Here is a 17046-nt window from a genome sequence, read left to right as displayed (position 1 = left end):
CTAACAGTTAACTAAATGAGCATAAAAACTATTTCGAGCAAGCAAGTCATCATGATTCCCCTCTTCTACAATCTTACCCCGATCCAAAACAATAACTTTCTCCACCCGTTCAGCAATAGTCAAGCGGTGAGCAATGAAAATCAAGGTCTTATCTAGATTCATGAGATTGTCTACTATCCGTTTCTCTGTTAAGATATCTAGACTGCTCGTCGCCTCATCCAAAATCAAGATAGGAGCATCTGTCAAGAGAGCACGCGCCAATGCAATCCTCTGGCGTTGACCACCAGAAATCCCTGTCCCATCAGAAGTCAATTCTGTCTGGTAATTCAAGGGCATACGCTCAATATCTTCACGAATTTCTGCTAGCTCAACTGCACGTAGTATATCCTCCTGAGTCGTACCCTCCTTGGCTCCAAGGAGAAGATTTTCTAAAATTGTTCCATTGAATACATAAGGTTGCTGAGGTAAATAGTTGATATGTTGGCGCAGAGACTTTTTATCAATCTGATTTAAATTCATATCCCCCAGTCTGATTTCTCCCTGACTTGGGTTAAAAAAATTAACCATCATCTTAGCCAAGGTCGACTTCCCTGATCCTGAAACCCCTACAAGAGCTATTTTAGAGCCATGTTTGATTATCAAATTTATATCCGATAAGATATCTTGACCATAATCATACTTGTAGTGAATTCCCTTAAAAGTCATATCTCCTTGAACCATACTCAAATCCTCTACCATTTTCTGTCCTTCAAACTCAGATTTGACCCGATATACCTCGTTGAGACGACTATTCGCAACTTGAGCTGTTTGGAGCTTAGTCTGAAGGTTGATGATGTTTTCTAGAGGATTGGTGAAATAATAAAGAAGCGTATTATACGTAATCAACTGGCCTAAACTCATCTTTCCATCCATAACGAAATTAGCACCCATCCATAAAACGCAGACATTTAGCAACAGTTGAGCAAATTTTTTAAGAGCTTTTTGCTGACTTTCTGCTCTGCTATAAGTAAAGGATCTTTTCAGATAGTCCACAAATTCCCTATCAAGCTTTTGGTAGCATGTTTTTTCGCTAACCAGGGATTTAATCGTTTCAATTCCATTAATATCCTCTATAACGGAAGATGATAAGGTTGCATTTGCTTCCATAGTATCCCGGTTCATCTTTTCAAAAGGTTTCATAAAAGCAATAATAATTAGAGCATAAATGGGAAGACCTAATAAGCTTATGAAAAAGAGATTACTATTTTGCAAAAACAAAATTATAGAAATAATCAACATCATAGATATATCCAAAAAAATTGAAATAGTGGTTGAAGCCAAGGCATCTATGATACTATTAGCATCTGTAAATCGTGACACGATTTCCCCCGTCCGACGTGTTGCAAAAAAGGACATAGGTAGATTAAAAATATGTTTGATATAAGATAAAATAACATCAATCGATAGACGTTGTCCAAGGACAATTAAAAGGTAATCTTGAGCAAAAGACAAAATCTGCTGGAGAGCATAAACGATAACAAGGCATATAGAAATAATACTAAGGGTCGAAGATGTTTGATTCGGTACATAGGTATCAATAATAGATTGTAGATAGTATGAACCAACGATGTTAATCAAGGTTACTAGAACGGTCGCTAATATGATATTGGTGATCAAACCTTTCTGATTTATCAAAATAAGTAGAAAAGAAGTCAAACTCTGATTCTTGTCCTTATGTGGCTGATAATTTGGGGAGGGAGCCACAAAGATCGTTGTTCCTGTCCATTCTTCTTCAAATCTTTCACGCGATAGTTTGGTCAATCTAACCTCTGGATCTGGATCAGCTATATGGATATTCTGCTTATCCATCCCTGTCACTACATAATAATGAAATAATTCTTTGTCCTTCAGCACGTGAACCACAAAAGGAAAGATTAAATTTGGAGAATCAAACAAAGTCATGTCTGCTTGAATGGCTTGTGGCTCAAAACCTAATGTTTCCGCAGCCTTCACCAGACCCAAAGCTGTCGTCCCATTTATAGTCGTTTTGGCTAATTCACGCAGATGTGCTAATGAATAATGGCTTCCAAAACAGCTAAACACCATGGCCAACGAAGCCACTCCGCAGTCCTTTTGATCCATCTGTGAGCGATAGTGTTTTTTTCTAAATTTCATATTCTTATCCTTTTCTTAACAACCTAATTAAAAACTCTGTAAGATTATTTTAGCCAAACAAAATAAGAAATTGATAACTCTTTCTAAAAAAGCAGTATCTACACCCAAATAGCACTTTTAAAAGTTTAAGCAAGCATATGGATTTTAAAATTCGTTAAAATAAATATTCCATACGACAAAAAAAGCAACATGCCCTGCATGTCGCTTTTTCTTACATTCTATTTTTGATAATTTCCAATACATCTGCGACGCTTTGGAGATGATCGATTTCTTCATCACTAATTTCGATTCCAAATTCATCCTCAACTGTTAGAATAAATTCCATCAAATCTACTGAATCAGCATCTAAATCATCCTTTAAACTCAAGTTTTCAGTAACTACAAAGTCCTCTCCTTGACGTTCTTGAATGATGGTTACGATACGGTCAAAAATTTGTTGTTCTGTCATATTGTTCTCCTTATTCCTCTGAAAATTCACGCGCAGTTTGGGCAACTACATCTGTCTCAAGCATGGTACGAATTTGGCGTATTGTGCTATAGACAGCCTTGGCATCACTTGAGCCATGAGTCTTAACTACTGGTGCCTTAACACCAAACAGAACTGCGCCTCCAACATCTGAATAGTTGAGCTGTTTTTTCAAACCTCTGAGGTTATCCTTAAGAAGGAAAGCCCCTAGCTTGGCTCTAAGACCGCCACCTACAATAGCATTTTTAAGCAAGCCCATGATACCCATAGCAGTCCCTTCAATAGCTTTGAGCACAGCGTTTCCCGTGAAACCATCTGTTACGACTACATCAGCAACACCATCCATCAAATCACGCGCTTCCACGTTCCCGACGAAATTCAAACTCTCGTCAGCCACTAATAGGTCATAGGCTTCCTTGCGGAGTGGATCTCCCTTGCTACTCTCTGTCCCGTTATTAAGCAAACCTACACGAGGGTTTTCAATACCACGAACATTTCTAGCATAGAAGGAACCTAAGATAGCGTATTGATGCAGGTGATGGGCGGTATTTTCTGCATTGGCACCAAGGTCAAGCATGTCAAAACCTTTTCCATCAATAGTTGGCAAGGTTGACATAAGACCTGGTCGATCGATATTTTTGATACGACCAACGATGAAAAATCCTGCTGCTAACAAGGCACCTGTATTTCCTGCAGAAAGAACTGCATCTGCCTCTCCATCCTTAACAGCCTTAGCTGCCAATACCATGCTGGCATTTTTCTTCTTGCGGATAGCTTTTGTAGGCTCATCATCAGAATTTATTTTCTCATCTGTATGGATAATGCTGACGCGCTCCGTAGCTGTTAGATATTGGTTGATTTTACTTTCGTCTCCGTAAAGTTGAATCTCAATATCTGAAAAGTCAGCAAGGGCTTGATTAACTCCCTCTACAATAGCTTGTGGTGCGTAATCGCCACCCATTGCATCAACTGCGATTTTTTTCATTTGTCTTCCTCTTTCAGTAGTTGTCCCCAGTCGGCTAGGGAATCAATAAATTTCTTTGATTTCAGATGAATGCCGACATATTCCTCGTAGATTTGGTCCATAAACTTGCGCAAGTCCTGCTTGATTTCGGCCTTAAGTGAGATAGTCTCCAAGGTCTCAAAATCAATGGCTTGAAATTGATTGAGCAGATAAGGAATATTGGGATTTAAATGACATCGTTTCTCATCTTCATGGTAATGATCGGGACAAAGACAACCCCCGTATTTGAAGGAGAAGTCAAAGGCTTGCCCCACACGATGACAAAAGGTACACTCATTAAAGTTGAGACTAATTCCAAAACGTGTCAATATTTGAATTTCAAAAATATTTGTCAAAACTTGATAATCTAAGCCCTCTTCCATCAGCTCTAAAGTCTTTTGCAAAAAAGCAAATAAGGGACCATCTTCTTGGTTATCCTGCAAACTCGCATCTGCCAAGGCTGCAACGTAAGTCGCATAAGCCATAACAAAGAGGTCACTATTGATTTTCGGAAAAGTCTTCACCTCATGATAATCTTCTATGTAACTAAGTCCATCGTCATTGACTTTTAGGAGAAAATGGGCTAAGACTAAAGGTTGAATGACAGGATCTAGTTTGGATTGGCCGGCGTGTTTGACAAAAAACATGCGCTTGCCTGCCTGTTCTGTAAAGATTTTAACAAGCTTATCATCCTCTCGAAAATTTCGATTGTAAAGTACTAAACCCTGACTCGTAATCGATTGAATCATGCCTCTCTCATGTACTCCTCAAGTCGTTTCATAGCTTCTCTGATGGTTCCCATGCTAGCTGCATAAGATAGGCGAACATAGCCTTCTCCATACTGTCCAAATGCAGCACCAGGAATAAAGGCAACAGCCTTCTTCTGGGCAAAATCCTTCAGAAAAGCAAAAGAATCTTGATTATAGCCTGCTGGAATCTTAGCAAAGATATAAAAAGCACCGTCCGGCTTGATGATTTCAAAGCCAAGGTCAGTCATCTTGTCGATAATGTAGTCCCGACGCTGGATATATTCCTTCTTCATGGGTTCTGCATCGTTCTTACCAGCTGTCAATGCTTCCACCGCAGCATGTTGCGCCATGGTGTTTGCAGCAGTTACCAAATACTGATGACTCTTGATGAGTTGAGCTGTGAAGTTTGCTGGTGCAAAGATAAAACCTAAACGCCAACCTGTCATGGCATGGGATTTAGAAAGACCGTTAATAATAATTGCCTGATCTCTCAACATAGTTCCCAAAGATACATGATTTTCCCCTGTATAGGTCAATTCTGAGTAGACTTCATCACAGACTACGAAAATCTCATACTTACGTAAAACAGCTGCCAAGGCTTCTAATTGCTCGCGACTATAAGTAATTCCTGTCGGATTGGCTGGATAGTTGAGGATAACTGCCTTGAGCTTGTCACCTTGCTCTAAAATCGCTTTTTCTAGCATTTCTGGAGTTAAGACAAAACCGTTATCAGTCGTATCAATCTCGACAATCTCTGCACCAACTAGATTAACTATTGGCTCATAGCCAGGATAGGCAGGAGCTGGCAAGAGAACCTTGTCTCCTTCCTCCAAAATAGCTGTCAGAGTAGCTGATAGAGCCTCTGTCGCACCAATTGTGACCAAGATTTCATTCTCTGGATTGTAGTCTAGCTGATATTTCTCTTTTACAAAATCACTCGCCGCCTGACGCAAGGTCAACAAACCACTCATCCCTGTATAGTAGGATTGATCTTGGTCAATGGCTCGCTTTGCAGCTTCCTTGACATGATCTGGTGTTGTAAAATCTGGTTCTCCCAAGGTCAATCGCAGGACTCCAGGAATCTCTGAAATAGCCTGGTCAAATTGACGAATCAAGGAAACTTGTATCTTATCTAATTGTTTATTAAAGCGTTTGGTTAAGTCCATATATATCCTCCTTGATCAAAGAACATATATCTATTATACTACAAAAGCTCTCTGACCGCAAAATTCCGTTAATTTACAACCTTATTCCTACTTTCTATTTTACTTTTCTGATAGACAAGCTTATAATAAGAAGTGCTTATTTTCGGAGGTTTTTATGTCATTTCTATCAAAAAATTGGGCAGGACTGTTAGCCTGTCTTATTATATCTATCATTTCTTGGGCGTTAGGAAGCTTCTTGCCTGTTGTAGGAGCACCAGTTTTTGCCATTTTTATCGGAATGATTCTCCATCCTTTTATCACTTCCTATACACAACTGGATGCCGGCTTGACTTATAGCTCCAAAAAATTGCTTCAGTATGCTGTTATCTTGCTTGGATTTGGACTCAATATCTCTCAAGTTTTCGCAGTTGGAAAATCTTCCCTTCCTGTCATCCTTTCAACCATTTCTATCGCCTTGGTTGTTGCCTATCTCTTCCAGCGCTTTTTTGACCTTGATACAAAGCTAGCTACCTTGATTGGAGTTGGATCTTCTATCTGTGGCGGTTCTGCCATTGCAGCGACTGCTCCTGTTATTCACGCCAAGGAAAAAGAAGTGGCCCAAGCCATTTCTGTTATCTTTTTCTTCAATGTATTGGCAGCTCTTATCTTTCCAACTCTAGGTTCTTGGCTCCATCTCTCCAACGAAGGTTTTGCTCTCTTTGCGGGTACTGCAGTCAACGATACATCCTCTGTAACAGCCACAGCTAGCGCCTGGGATAGTCTTTACCAAAGCAATACCCTCGAATCTGCTACTATTGTCAAACTGACACGCACCCTGGCTATTATCCCTATTACTCTCTTCCTCTCCTACTGGCAGAGCCGTCAACAAGGTAACAACCAAGGAGTGAAGCTTAAAAAAATCTTCCCCGTTTTTATTCTCTACTTTATCCTAGCTTCTCTGCTAACTACTCTTCTCACATCATTCGGTGTCAGCAATAGCTTCTTTTCACCTCTCAAACAACTCTCCAAATTTCTCATCATCATGGCTATGAGTGCTATTGGTCTCAAAACAAACCTCATCGCAATGATCAAATCCAGTGGAAAATCCATTCTTCTTGGAGCCCTTTGCTGGATTGCTATCATCCTGACTAGTCTTGGTATGCAAACACTCATCGGCATTTTCTAATACACTTCGAAAATCTCTTCAAACCACGTCAACGTCGTCTTGCCGTACTCAAGTACAGCCTGCGGCTAGTTTCCTAGTTTGCTCTTTGATTTTCATTGAGTACAACACAAAAGGTAGCCCATCAGCTACCTTTTTATTGTTCAAGAATTAAACGTGTATGTTCTCTCTTAATACAACGGTTCATCACGATGTCATCGCATCCCCCAGCACGCAAGATTTCTTCTGCTTCCAAACTTTCAAGTCCTAGTTGTGCCCAGAAAATCTTGGCATCCGCCTTGAGAAAGTCTCGTGCTACATCAGGTAAAAATTCACTGCGACGATATACATTGACGATATCTACAGGGAAAGGAATTTCAGCTAGACTGGCATAAACCTTTTCTCCCAAAATCTCTCCACCTGCAGCTTTAGGGTTTACTGGAATAATTTTATAGCCACGAGCCTGCATTTCTTTAGTCACTCGATTGCTAGTTGTTTCCTCACGATCGGATAAGCCTACTACAGCTAGAGTTTTACTGGTTGCTAGATACTGACGGACCACTCCATCACTTGGATTGATAAATTCTTGAGTCATAGAAATCCTCCTTTTCATCAGTATAGCACATTTTGAAAAGGCTTGCAGTTATTGGCTACAAAAAAATTTCCTAGCAAGAGAAAAGTATGCTAGGAAATTCGTTTATTCAAGTGAAAGTTTAGATTTTTTTCTCGATACTAAATAATGGAGAAAGAGGACGTTTTTCATGGATACGTACAATAGCATCACCTAGGAGATGAGCGATAGAAATTTGTTCAATCTTATCAATTAAACGTTCTTCTGGAAGATAGATAGTGTCCAAAACAACCAATTTTTTAATGGCTGATTTCTGGATATTCTCCATTGCTGGACCAGAAAGAACTGGGTGCGTACAACTTGCGTAAACTTCAACAGCTCCTGCTTCTGCTAGAGCATCAGCCGCATGACAAATGGTTCCAGCTGTATCAATCATATCGTCAATCAAGATACAAGTCTTACCTTCTACCTTACCAATGATATTCATAACTTCACTAGTATTCATCTTGTCTACACTACGACGCTTGTCGATAATGGCAATTGGAGTTTTCAAAAATTCTGCTAATTTACGAGCACGAGTCACCCCACCGTGGTCTGGGCTGACAACGACATAGTCGGAACCAACCATGCCACGACGCTCAAAATAATCCGCAATCAATGGAGCGCCCATCAAGTGATCCACCGGAATATCAAAGAAACCTTGAATCTGCGCAGCGTGCAAATCAATCGTCAACAAACGATCAACTCCAGCCACTTCAAGCATATTTGCAACGAGTTTTGCAGTGATTGGTTCACGCGCTCTAGCCTTTCTATCCTGACGTGCGTAACCATAATAAGGCATAACAACGTTGACAGATTCTGCACTGGCGCGCTTCAAAGCGTCTACCATAATCAAAATCTCAAGTAGATTATCATTTACTGGTGAGCTAGTTGATTGTAGAATAAAGACGTGTTTTCCACGGATAGATTCTTCGATATTAACTTGAATTTCTCCGTCTGAAAATTGACGAACAGTCGATTTTCCCAACTCTATCCCAATCTCTTGCGCCACACGCTCTGCCAATTCTCTATTTGAAGAAAGGGCAAACAGCTTTAAATCAGAAAAAGACATGATTTCCTCCGGTATTTATGTATCACTTGTGTTTTTCACAACATTTTTCCATCTACCATTGTAGCGCTTTTTTCTCGATTTTTCAATAAAAAATAAGACAAGAGTAGACTTTTATACTCTTATCTTATACTATTTTATATTAGTAATATCAAAGCTAAAACTTGTCAACCTTCTCATCCTACTTCATGCTACTCCAGAAGCTTTTAATTAGAAAGTTAGTATATTTCCCTCATACTACCTGTATCTACATCATAAACAGCTCCTGAAATAATAACATCATCTGGAATTAAGGGGCATTCTCGCAGCAATTTCATATCCTCTCGAACACTCTCATCGATGTCTTGAAACGGTAAAAAGTCCTGCCCAGATACATCAACTCCCAATTCACATTTTAGGTGCTCTTGAAAATCCTCGTTATTGAAGGTTTGAGCCCCGCAGTCTGTATGATGAAGAACCACAATTTCTCTTGTCCCCATTTGTTGTTGGGAAATTACAAGTGAACGAATCATATCCTCTGTCACTCGACCACCCGCATTCCGTAAAATATGGGCATCTCCCAGAGCTAACCCCAGAGCAGGTGCAACGTGTAGACGCGAATCCATACAAGTTACGATTGCAACCTTGGTCTTGGGTTTAATGGATAAATGGAGGTCTCCATGTAGTTCTACATAGGCTTGATTAGCCTTTAAAAAATTTTCAAAATAGGACATGACAACTCACTTTCTTACTTGCCAGATAATTTGAACACCAAATTATTTATCTCCTATCTTACCATCTTTTCTTTGTCTTGTCAGTTTTCAACTTTCCTATAAAAAACTAGAACAGAAACATCCAACAGCTAACTTGAGTTTCTGTCCTAGTTTTTTTATTATTATGAACCTTTTTGGATATACTTATTGAGAGAACCTGCAAAGCTTTGAAGATTGAGACTTTGTACGTAGACCTCACCAGTACCTCGGAAGGTGTTCACCACTCCTTCGCCTGTACCAATAGACTGCCAGAAACCATTTTCTAAGTGGATATTATAGTCCAAAGATTGACTCCAAGCTACCACATGGGCATTGTCGATGGTTATTTCTTGGTTTTGTAGTTCAATTTTCTTGATAGAGCCAAAGGCATTGGCCAAAAGAGTACCCTGGCCTTGAGTGGTCATCACAAAGAAACCGCCTTGCCCTCCGAACAGAGCTTTCCCAATAGACTGGCGCTCCATTGTATAGAAAGCTGTACCATCAAGAGCTAGAAAGGCTCCATCATTCAGTCGATACTGCTTTTCACCTAGCTCAAGAGCAATCACTTGACCAGGAGTATCTGGTGCTAAAGCAAGGTTTCCGTTGTCAGACTCTGCAACAGCTTGAGTGATAAAGGTGCTTTCACCAGAAACCATTGAACGCCCTACAGCTTTGACAAAACGTCCCAAACCAGAACCACTCGCATTAAGTTGGGTATTAAGGCTTATATTCGGCGTGTGGTAAACCATGCTACCGCGCTGAATAAAGACCGTTTCTCCCTGATTGAGCGACAACTCTACCAAAGGAAATTGCATATGACTATCCATAGAAAATTTCATCAGAAATTCCTCCTTGTTTTAATAAATGTTAGCAATAAAATAATTTGTAATCAAAAACTGAGTAGAACGATTAAGAAAATACTTTTTTCAAGACTTCCTGAATAGTCGTCACTCCAATCACCTGAATTTCCTTAGGTGGCTTGATTCCAGTTAAAGAATTTTTTGGTACATAGATTTTTGTAAAGCCTAGTTTAGCAGCTTCATTGATCCGTTGCTCGATACGATTCACACGTCTGATTTCTCCCGTCAAGCCCAACTCTCCCACAAAACATTCCTGAGGATTGGTTGGCTTGTCCTTATAACTCGAAGCAATAGCAACTGCAACTGCCAGGTCAATCGCCGGCTCATCCAATTTGACACCACCAGCTGATTTGAGATAGGCGTCCTGATTTTGCAAGAGAAGCCCTGCACGTTTTTCCAAAACAGCCATAATCAGACTAGCACGATTAAAGTCAAGTCCTGTCGTCGTACGCTTGGCATTTCCAAACATAGTCGGTGTTACCAAGGCCTGAACCTCCGCAAGAATTGGACGCGTCCCTTCCATGGTCACAACGATTGACGAGCCAGTCGCTCCATCCAAACGCTCTTCTAGGAAAACTTGACTCGGATTGAGAACCTCAACCAATCCGCCCGACTGCATCTCAAAAATCCCAATCTCATTAGTGGAGCCAAAACGGTTTTTAACCGCTCTCAGGATTCGGAAGGTATGGTGGCGTTCCCCTTCAAAGTAAAGCACCGTATCCACCATATGCTCCAACATACGAGGCCCAGCCAAGGTTCCTTCCTTTGTCACATGCCCTACGATAAAAATCGCAATATTGTTGGTCTTAGCTAACTGCATGAGTTCAGCCGTTACCTCACGCACCTGAGAAACTGACCCCTGCACTCCTGAAATCTCAGGAGACATAATGGTCTGGATAGAGTCAATAATGAGGAAGTCAGGCTGAATACGCTCCACCTCTGCGCGAACACTCTGCATATTGGTCTCTGCATAAAGATAAAACTCACTATCAATATCACCCAAGCGCTCTGCACGGAGTTTGATCTGTTGAGCAGACTCCTCCCCACTAACATAGAGAACTGTTCCTACTTGAGATAACTGGGTTGATACTTGTAAGAGAAGGGTTGATTTTCCAATCCCTGGATCTCCACCAATGAGGACAAGACTTCCTGGCACCACACCGCCACCAAGCACTCGGTTAAATTCCTCCATCTCAGTCTTAGTTCGATTGACATTGATAGAAGTAACCTCAGCCAATTTCATAGGCTTGGTTTTCTCACCTGTCAAGGACACACGCGCATTTTTGACTTCTGCGACCTCAACTTCTTCTACAAAAGAAGACCAGGCCCCACAGTTTGGACAGCGTCCTAAATACTTTGGTGAATTATATTCACAATTTTGACACACAAATGTCGCTTTTTTCTTCGCTATAATTCTAATCCTCTCATTTTAAAATCTCTTATTAATTTTTATATTAATGACTATTTCTTTTCAAAACAGTGAGCCCGCCATCATCCGCATGGACATAATACTGACCATCAGGGCTAAATCCAAAAATATAGGGTAAATAACCTTTATAGATTTGACTTCTATCTTCCTTATCTTTTTCCCAATAAATAGTTAAAATCGGATAATCTTCAAATTGGTCTTTATCCATTGTCACTCTGATGTCTTTGTCATTATACAAAGGAAGGCTTCCACCATATTGTCCAGCGATAGGGATAGGTGAATCATATCCCTCACACATGGCTACTAACTCTACCTCATCGTAATCTCCGTCTATCGGTGTTACTTGCCCATTTTCGCTATCAATGATTGACATGTAGTCTGAAGAAATACACAGAATTTTATGATAGGCATCAGGGAGAAATGCTAGGTAAAGAAATCCTCCAATACTAATCTCAAAAATCTTCTTATACCCTCGACAATTCTCGGCGGTAAAAGCTTGAAAATCCTTATAGCTCATTTCATTGTACCTCTTTCTATATCTCTATCTCACATTCAATCACTTGGCAAAAATCAATCTTCTCATTTGGTACAAACTGGCGCATGAGCATTCCGTGAGTTACAATGATAATAGTTTTATAATTTTTATATTTTTCCAAAGCTCTTAAAAAACGATGACGCATCTCTAGATCAGTTTCATAGCGATAAGGAGAATCTTCAGATAAAGCTCCTTGATGTTTTAGATAATATTCATGAGCTACCAATACACTAGTTAAATCAGAGTTAGTACCATCTATGTCTGGACGCCACTCATGAAAAAACGGCTCCACAAACAAGTCCAATCCTGTTTCAACTGCTATATAATGTGCTGTTTCTAAAGCCCTCGTCACAGACGATGAAATAATAATCTCTGCCTTTCCAAAACATGCAGTTTTAGCAACTTCTTTTGCCAGACTGCGACCTTTTCCTGTCAATGGTGCTAAATCACGACCAAAACCACTATAGAGTTGCGGATTTTCAAGTTTATCAAGCATACTATAATCTGGCTCCCCATGACGGACAAAGATAATCTTCATCTTAATGCCCTGTCGATCCAAACCCACCAGTACGAACTCCGTCTGCCTCATCTCCATCAGCGATTAAAAATGGTGCAAAGACAGCCTGAACTACACGTTCTCCAACTTCAAGAACAACTTCTTGATCTGTGATATTCTTCATCTGCGCAAAGATATGTCCCTCATTCCCTGGATTACCATAATAGTCTCCGTCAATGACACCCACAGAGTTAATCAAGACCAAACCTTTTTTACGAGGATTTGATGAACGGTCATAAAGATAGAGCACTTCAGTCGGCTGCATATAAGCCTTAACACCCGTTGGGACGAGAACAATCTCTCCTGGAGCGATAACCGTACGCACCGCAACCTTTAAGTCGTAGCCAGCTGCATGCACTGTCTCACGCTTCGGTAGCAAACTCTCATCTGTAAAACTCGAAACCAATTCAAAACCACGAATTTTCATATTATTCCTCTTTTTAATCTTTTATTCTAGGTTATTTTATCTTATTTATTCGAAAAAAGCACGAAAAAAGAGCACACAATTCACACTCGCTTAGGGCTGCTGGATTCCTCCCCTGACCCGCTTCACGCAGAACTGTTGCTCCACTAGTTATTATACCACATTCCCCTTTATTTTTAAAGAGAAATTATTTTTTACGTCGATTTCGGAAAAAGTCTTGCATAATCTCTGCGCACTCATTCTCTAAAACGCCTGTTTCAACGTCCACACGGTGATTGAGCCTCTCATCTGTTAAAATATCGTACAAGCTCCCAGCGGCGCCAAATTTCTGGTTTTTAGCCCCGTAGACCACGTTTGGAATCCGTGCGAGACCAATTGCCCCACTACACATAACACAAGGCTCAATGGTCACAAAAAGCGTACAGTCGAGCAAACGCCAACTCTCTTCGCTCAAATTAGCATTCTCAATGGCCATAATTTCCGCATGCATGACCGCCCGTTGCAACTCCTCACGTGCATTGTGCCCCCGACCAATGATTTCTCCATCCTTTACAATCACACAACCAATCGGGATTTCATCATGATCTAAAGCAATCTCTGCCTCTTTTAAGGCCTCTCTCATAAAAACTTCTTTTTCTTCAACTGTATAATCCATAACATCTCTCTTTTCTCGCCTATCAATTCTATCATTATAGCATGTTTTCCTAGACAAAAAAAGACCTCTATAATACTTGCAGAAACCAACTTTAGATAGTATTCAATCTCTGGTTTGTAGAAATAATGTTACAAAAAGAGTATAATAGTAGCAAAATTGAGAGAAACATTAGAAATCATGAACTGAGAGTAATGGAGACAACTGATACAAAATATCCAAATCTGTCGGAAGATTTTTAACCATAAGTCTCCAAGAGATGATTATCCTGAGATTTAAATAATAAACAAAATGAAAGGGTAACTAATGCAATTAGAATTTTTACAGGATGAACCAAAACTTACCTTGATGTTTCCATATAAAGATACATTTAATAGAGTAGGGGGACCATCCATGATATCTATATCTGTTATGATTCTCTGGATTCTGAAGCGTCTGATGACTTACAATACTGATTTTGCAGACAAGATTGTTATGGCGGTAGCGCTGATTTATGCTCCCCTCCTTATATGGTTTATGGGGTATTATCTCTTCATAAATGGAGTAAAATTAGAAATTTATAAAAACAATATTGTTCAGTATTATACCTATAGCAGTAGAGGCCACAGCCTATTACATTATCAATTTGGACTTCAAGATATCGAACAAATAACCATTAAAAAGCGTCCTTTTAATTGCGTAAAGTTAAGCATAAAAATTAGAAATCCTATTTTTTTAGAAGGACATGAAAAAAAACTAAATAAGCTAGTCAGTGTCAATATCATCACAGACAAACTAAAAGCAGATGCTTTTATGCACGAAATGAAGCAATTTCAAAGTGATAAATCAGATAATCAAGTTATCAACTAAGTTGATTCATATAAAATTCAAGTTTGTCTAACTTACAAATTCTCAAGAAAATAGTTCACTGAAGAGGCTGGGATCAGAAATCCCAACCTCATTTTTTCTTAGTTATGCATCTTTGATGTGATGGCAAATTGAACGACTTGTTGGTATTTGAGAATTCAAAAAGCTTCTTTTACCAAAACTTCTTTTCTCAATTCACAACTTTAACCAATTTACCCAAATGTTGAAACCTCACAGATCTGGGTGTCCCAAATCGAGGGTTGGTCTAAAGATTTCTGTCCCACTATTTTTTTCTTTGTCTTAAAAGTAAAGAAGCCACCTAAATATGACTTAAAAGCTGACAAAAAAAGCCACCGAATGCGGTGACTTTATAGGGAGATTATTATGAAAAAGAAAAGTTTAGGAAATTTGTTACAACAAGTTAGGAGGTCTTCTTGTAACTGTCTGTAGTATATCCAACCTGTCTTAAACAAATCTTAAAAAATCTCCTATGACCAAACACTTTCTAAAATATTTGTCTGTTCACGACCAGGACCTACTGAGAATGTTGAAATACGAACACCCACCAATTCGCTAACACGGCGAACATAGTTGCGTGCATTTTCAGGAAGCTCTTCCAAATTACGTACTCCAGTGATATCTTCAGACCAACCAGGCAATTCTTCGTAGATTGGTTTACAACGTTTCAATTGTTCGAGACTAGCTGGGTAGTAATCAATACGTTGACCATCAAGATCATAAGCCACACAGATTTTTACTGTATCCAAGCCACTCAAAACATCGATAGAGTTCAAAGAGAGATTTGTGATACCAGAAACACGACGGCTATGACGCATAACAACTGAGTCGAACCAACCTACACGACGAGGACGCCCAGTAGTTGTCCCATACTCATGCCCCACTTCACGAATACGATCACCAACTTCATCAAATAGCTCAGTTGGGAAAGGACCATCACCTACACGACTTGTATAAGCCTTACATACACCGACAACTTTGTTAATCTTGCTTGGACCTACTCCAGAACCAATTGTCACACCACCAGCCACCGGGTTTGATGAAGTAACAAATGGATAAGTGCCTTGGTCAATATCCAACATGACACCTTGTGCACCCTCAAAGAGAACCCGTTTACCATTATCAAGCGCGTCGTTCAAAATAACAGAAGTATCTGTCACATATTGTTTGATTTGTTGCCCGTATTCATAATATTCTTCAAAAATATCATCAAATGAAATAGGTTCACTATCATACAATTTTACAAATTGACGATTTTTCTCAGCAAGATTACGTTCTAAACGTTCACGGAAGATTTCTTTATCTAAAAGATCCGCAATACGAATACCCACACGGGCTGCTTTGTCCATATAGGCTGGACCAATTCCTTTAATTGTAGTCCCAATCTTATTATCACCCTTAGCTTCTTCTTGAAGACGGTCTAACTCGATGTGGTAAGGCAAAATAACATGCGCACGATCAGAAATTCGGAGATTATCTGTTGTAACACCTTCCTCATGAAGATAAGACAATTCTTTCACAAGAGATTTAGGGTTGACAACCATCCCATTACCAATAACAGAGATTTTTTCTGGGAAGAAAATACCTGAAGGAATCAAGTGCAATTTAAATTTCTTTCCATCAATAACAATTGTGTGACCTGCATTATCTCCGCCTTGGTAACGAGCAATCACTTCCGCATTAGCCGAAAGAAAATCTGTAATTTTCCCTTTACCTTCATCACCCCATTGGGTACCTACAACAACAACTGAAGTCATAATAAATTTTCGTCTGAGCCAAAAGGCTCGTCCTTTCTCATATACATGGTGGGACTCTCACCCACAATAATATCTTACAATTTATTATAAGAAAAAAAGCCTATTTTATCAAGAATTAACACTAGAAAAGATTAGGGAATTCTTTTACTTTTGATTTAAAAAAATACAAAAAATTAGCATAATCTAAATATTTTTTTATAAATCACTTGATATTGTTCGTAATAAATGAAATGAAATTTTATTAAAATGAATAATTTAAATTTTGTCCTAATAAATAATTAAGATAGATCCGGTATGCTACTCTAAAATGACAGAGGAGAAAATCCTTCTCATTCTTAATCTTAAAACGAATTAAATAATAAAGTAAAAATTTAAGATGAAGTAATTCCCATTCATCAGTACTTTGAAATAAAATTGAATATTCATTTTCGATTTGCTTTAGAAAAACCAAAGATCGATCATAATATTTTTGAAGCATATAAAAAAACCTTTCTTATTGATAAAAAAAGTTTATCAGAAAGGCTAACTAAATAGATAAATATTTCTATAAAGTAAAAATTTTAAGCTGAACAAACTTAAAACAAAGAAAAGAAGTTAAAATAGATGAAAAAATGCTTTGAAATATCCTAGTAAATAAACCCAAGAAAACAAAAAAACGTTCCTAGGAACGTTTAAATACTCCGCCAGTAGGACTCGAACCTACGACATCATGATTAACAGTCATGCGCTACTACCAACTGAGCTATGGCGGATAAAAGCTAAGCGACTTCCATATCTCACAGGGGGCAACCCCCAACTACTTCCGGCGTTCTAGGGCTTAACTTCTGTGTTCGGCATGGGTACAGGTGTATCTCCTAGGCTATCGTCACTTAACTCTGAG

At 39.2% G+C, this 17046-nt stretch carries 18 protein-coding genes, 1 tRNA gene, 1 rRNA gene and 1 other RNA gene; 2 read left to right on the top strand and 19 right to left on the bottom strand.

Translation table 11 applies throughout. The annotated features are described in order from the left end of the window. The 5 genes from comA to QM923_RS08730 form a co-directional block, all read right to left on the bottom strand. The gene (comA, locus tag QM923_RS08750) at window positions 1-2154 is read right to left on the bottom strand and encodes a peptide cleavage/export ABC transporter ComA (RefSeq protein WP_414291565.1); all 2154 of its coding nucleotides are present in this window, start codon (window positions 2152-2154) and stop codon (window positions 1-3) included. Window positions 2155-2365: 211 nt separating this feature from the next. Next, window positions 2366-2602 (bottom strand): acyl carrier protein, encoded by a 237-nt coding sequence (locus QM923_RS08745; protein ID WP_414291564.1) that lies wholly within the window; start codon window positions 2600-2602, stop codon window positions 2366-2368. Between the two features lie 10 nt (window positions 2603-2612). Then, window positions 2613-3605: a phosphate acyltransferase PlsX gene (gene plsX, locus QM923_RS08740; RefSeq protein ID WP_414291563.1), complete on the bottom strand. Its 993-nt coding sequence runs from the start codon at window positions 3603-3605 to the stop codon at window positions 2613-2615. Further along, entirely contained in the window at window positions 3602-4372 is a 771-nt protein-coding gene (gene recO, locus QM923_RS08735) for a DNA repair protein RecO (protein ID WP_414291562.1), read from the bottom strand. The genes plsX and recO overlap by 4 nt, the downstream gene beginning before the upstream one ends. Next, window positions 4369-5538 (bottom strand): pyridoxal phosphate-dependent aminotransferase, encoded by a 1170-nt coding sequence (locus QM923_RS08730; protein WP_414277325.1) that lies wholly within the window; start codon window positions 5536-5538, stop codon window positions 4369-4371. The genes recO and QM923_RS08730 overlap by 4 nt, the downstream gene beginning before the upstream one ends. A gap of 154 nt (window positions 5539-5692) precedes the next feature. Here QM923_RS08730 and QM923_RS08725 point away from each other — a divergent pair, with 154 nt between their 5' ends. Continuing rightward, entirely contained in the window at window positions 5693-6703 is a 1011-nt protein-coding gene (locus QM923_RS08725) for a YeiH family protein (protein ID WP_414291561.1), read from the top strand. Window positions 6704-6836: 133 nt separating this feature from the next. Here QM923_RS08725 and QM923_RS08720 read toward each other — a convergent pair whose 3' ends face one another. The 10 genes from QM923_RS08720 to tadA form a co-directional block, all read right to left on the bottom strand. Beyond that, window positions 6837-7274, bottom strand: coding sequence for a CoA-binding protein (locus QM923_RS08720; RefSeq protein WP_414291560.1), 438 nt, complete (start codon window positions 7272-7274; stop codon window positions 6837-6839). A gap of 118 nt (window positions 7275-7392) precedes the next feature. Continuing rightward, window positions 7393-8361, bottom strand: a complete 969-nt coding sequence (locus tag QM923_RS08715; protein ID WP_373076121.1) for a ribose-phosphate diphosphokinase — start codon at window positions 8359-8361, stop codon at window positions 7393-7395. A gap of 215 nt (window positions 8362-8576) precedes the next feature. Continuing rightward, window positions 8577-9071: a beta-class carbonic anhydrase gene (locus QM923_RS08710; RefSeq protein ID WP_004250355.1), complete on the bottom strand. Its 495-nt coding sequence runs from the start codon at window positions 9069-9071 to the stop codon at window positions 8577-8579. A gap of 161 nt (window positions 9072-9232) precedes the next feature. After that, window positions 9233-9928 carry a TIGR00266 family protein gene (locus QM923_RS08705; RefSeq protein ID WP_414291559.1) on the bottom strand — a complete coding sequence of 232 codons (696 nt, stop codon included), beginning with the start codon at window positions 9926-9928 and terminating at the stop codon, window positions 9233-9235. Window positions 9929-9998: 70 nt separating this feature from the next. Then, window positions 9999-11363, bottom strand: a complete 1365-nt coding sequence (radA, locus tag QM923_RS08700) for a DNA repair protein RadA (protein ID WP_141561194.1) — start codon at window positions 11361-11363, stop codon at window positions 9999-10001. Between the two features lie 40 nt (window positions 11364-11403). Next, entirely contained in the window at window positions 11404-11895 is a 492-nt protein-coding gene (locus QM923_RS08695) for a hypothetical protein (RefSeq protein WP_414291558.1), read from the bottom strand. Window positions 11896-11911: 16 nt separating this feature from the next. Beyond that, window positions 11912-12451, bottom strand: coding sequence for a histidine phosphatase family protein (locus QM923_RS08690; RefSeq protein ID WP_414291557.1), 540 nt, complete (start codon window positions 12449-12451; stop codon window positions 11912-11914). Between the two features lies 1 nt (window position 12452). After that, complete coding sequence (locus QM923_RS08685) at window positions 12453-12896, bottom strand: dUTP diphosphatase (protein ID WP_414291556.1); 444 nt, start codon at window positions 12894-12896, stop codon at window positions 12453-12455. Between the two features lie 53 nt (window positions 12897-12949). Beyond that, window positions 12950-13048, bottom strand: an RNA gene (ffs, locus tag QM923_RS08680) — signal recognition particle sRNA small type. A gap of 32 nt (window positions 13049-13080) precedes the next feature. Further along, a complete protein-coding gene (gene tadA / locus QM923_RS08675) occupies window positions 13081-13548 on the bottom strand; it encodes a tRNA adenosine(34) deaminase TadA (RefSeq protein WP_414291605.1) in 468 nt (155 codons plus the stop codon). Window positions 13549-13851: 303 nt separating this feature from the next. On the opposite strand from tadA, the gene QM923_RS08670 reads away from it, so the two are divergent. Then, window positions 13852-14394, top strand: coding sequence for a hypothetical protein (locus QM923_RS08670; protein WP_414291555.1), 543 nt, complete (start codon window positions 13852-13854; stop codon window positions 14392-14394). Between the two features lie 485 nt (window positions 14395-14879). Here QM923_RS08670 and QM923_RS08665 read toward each other — a convergent pair whose 3' ends face one another. The 4 genes from QM923_RS08665 to rrf form a co-directional block, all read right to left on the bottom strand. Then, on the bottom strand, window positions 14880-16166 hold the full coding sequence (locus QM923_RS08665) for an adenylosuccinate synthase (RefSeq protein ID WP_414291554.1): 1287 nt from the start codon (window positions 16164-16166) through the stop codon (window positions 14880-14882). Between the two features lie 241 nt (window positions 16167-16407). Further along, window positions 16408-16644, bottom strand: coding sequence for a sigma(X)-activator ComW (gene comW, locus QM923_RS08660; protein ID WP_049496592.1), 237 nt, complete (start codon window positions 16642-16644; stop codon window positions 16408-16410). A 200-nt stretch (window positions 16645-16844) separates the two neighbouring features. Beyond that, window positions 16845-16918: transfer RNA gene (locus QM923_RS08655), tRNA-Asn, on the bottom strand. A 5-nt stretch (window positions 16919-16923) separates the two neighbouring features. Next, window positions 16924-17039 (bottom strand): 5S ribosomal RNA (gene rrf / locus QM923_RS08650). Window positions 17040-17046: the final 7 nt, after the last annotated feature.

This window comes from Streptococcus infantis (assembly GCF_047463275.1).
GTDB classification, from domain to species: domain Bacteria; phylum Bacillota; class Bacilli; order Lactobacillales; family Streptococcaceae; genus Streptococcus; species Streptococcus infantis_AF.
This window is presented reverse-complemented; position numbering and strand designations above follow the sequence as displayed.

Excerpts from the sequence above, each read along its gene's own strand:
- QM923_RS08690 (WP_414291557.1), bottom strand. The coding sequence starts at position 12,451 with ATGAAGATTATCTTTGTCCGTCATGGGGAGCCAGATTATAGTATGCTT.
- QM923_RS08715 (WP_373076121.1), bottom strand. The coding sequence starts at position 8,361 with ATGTCTTTTTCTGATTTAAAGCTGTTTGCCCTTTCTTCAAATAGAGAA.
- QM923_RS08745 (WP_414291564.1), bottom strand. The coding sequence starts at position 2,602 with ATGACAGAACAACAAATTTTTGACCGTATCGTAACCATCATTCAAGAA.
- QM923_RS08665 (WP_414291554.1), bottom strand. The coding sequence starts at position 16,166 with ATGACTTCAGTTGTTGTTGTAGGTACCCAATGGGGTGATGAAGGTAAA.
- recO (WP_414291562.1), bottom strand. The coding sequence starts at position 4,372 with ATGATTCAATCGATTACGAGTCAGGGTTTAGTACTTTACAATCGAAAT.
- comW (WP_049496592.1), bottom strand. The coding sequence starts at position 16,644 with ATGCTTCAAAAATATTATGATCGATCTTTGGTTTTTCTAAAGCAAATC.
- tadA (WP_414291605.1), bottom strand. The coding sequence starts at position 13,548 with ATGGATTATACAGTTGAAGAAAAAGAAGTTTTTATGAGAGAGGCCTTA.
- QM923_RS08670 (WP_414291555.1), top strand. The coding sequence starts at position 13,852 with ATGCAATTAGAATTTTTACAGGATGAACCAAAACTTACCTTGATGTTT.
- plsX (WP_414291563.1), bottom strand. The coding sequence starts at position 3,605 with ATGAAAAAAATCGCAGTTGATGCAATGGGTGGCGATTACGCACCACAA.
- QM923_RS08725 (WP_414291561.1), top strand. The coding sequence starts at position 5,693 with ATGTCATTTCTATCAAAAAATTGGGCAGGACTGTTAGCCTGTCTTATT.
- QM923_RS08730 (WP_414277325.1), bottom strand. The coding sequence starts at position 5,538 with ATGGACTTAACCAAACGCTTTAATAAACAATTAGATAAGATACAAGTT.
- QM923_RS08685 (WP_414291556.1), bottom strand. The coding sequence starts at position 12,896 with ATGAAAATTCGTGGTTTTGAATTGGTTTCGAGTTTTACAGATGAGAGT.
- QM923_RS08705 (WP_414291559.1), bottom strand. The coding sequence starts at position 9,928 with ATGAAATTTTCTATGGATAGTCATATGCAATTTCCTTTGGTAGAGTTG.
- QM923_RS08695 (WP_414291558.1), bottom strand. The coding sequence starts at position 11,895 with ATGAGCTATAAGGATTTTCAAGCTTTTACCGCCGAGAATTGTCGAGGG.
- QM923_RS08710 (WP_004250355.1), bottom strand. The coding sequence starts at position 9,071 with ATGTCCTATTTTGAAAATTTTTTAAAGGCTAATCAAGCCTATGTAGAA.
- comA (WP_414291565.1), bottom strand. The coding sequence starts at position 2,154 with ATGAAATTTAGAAAAAAACACTATCGCTCACAGATGGATCAAAAGGAC.
- QM923_RS08720 (WP_414291560.1), bottom strand. The coding sequence starts at position 7,274 with ATGACTCAAGAATTTATCAATCCAAGTGATGGAGTGGTCCGTCAGTAT.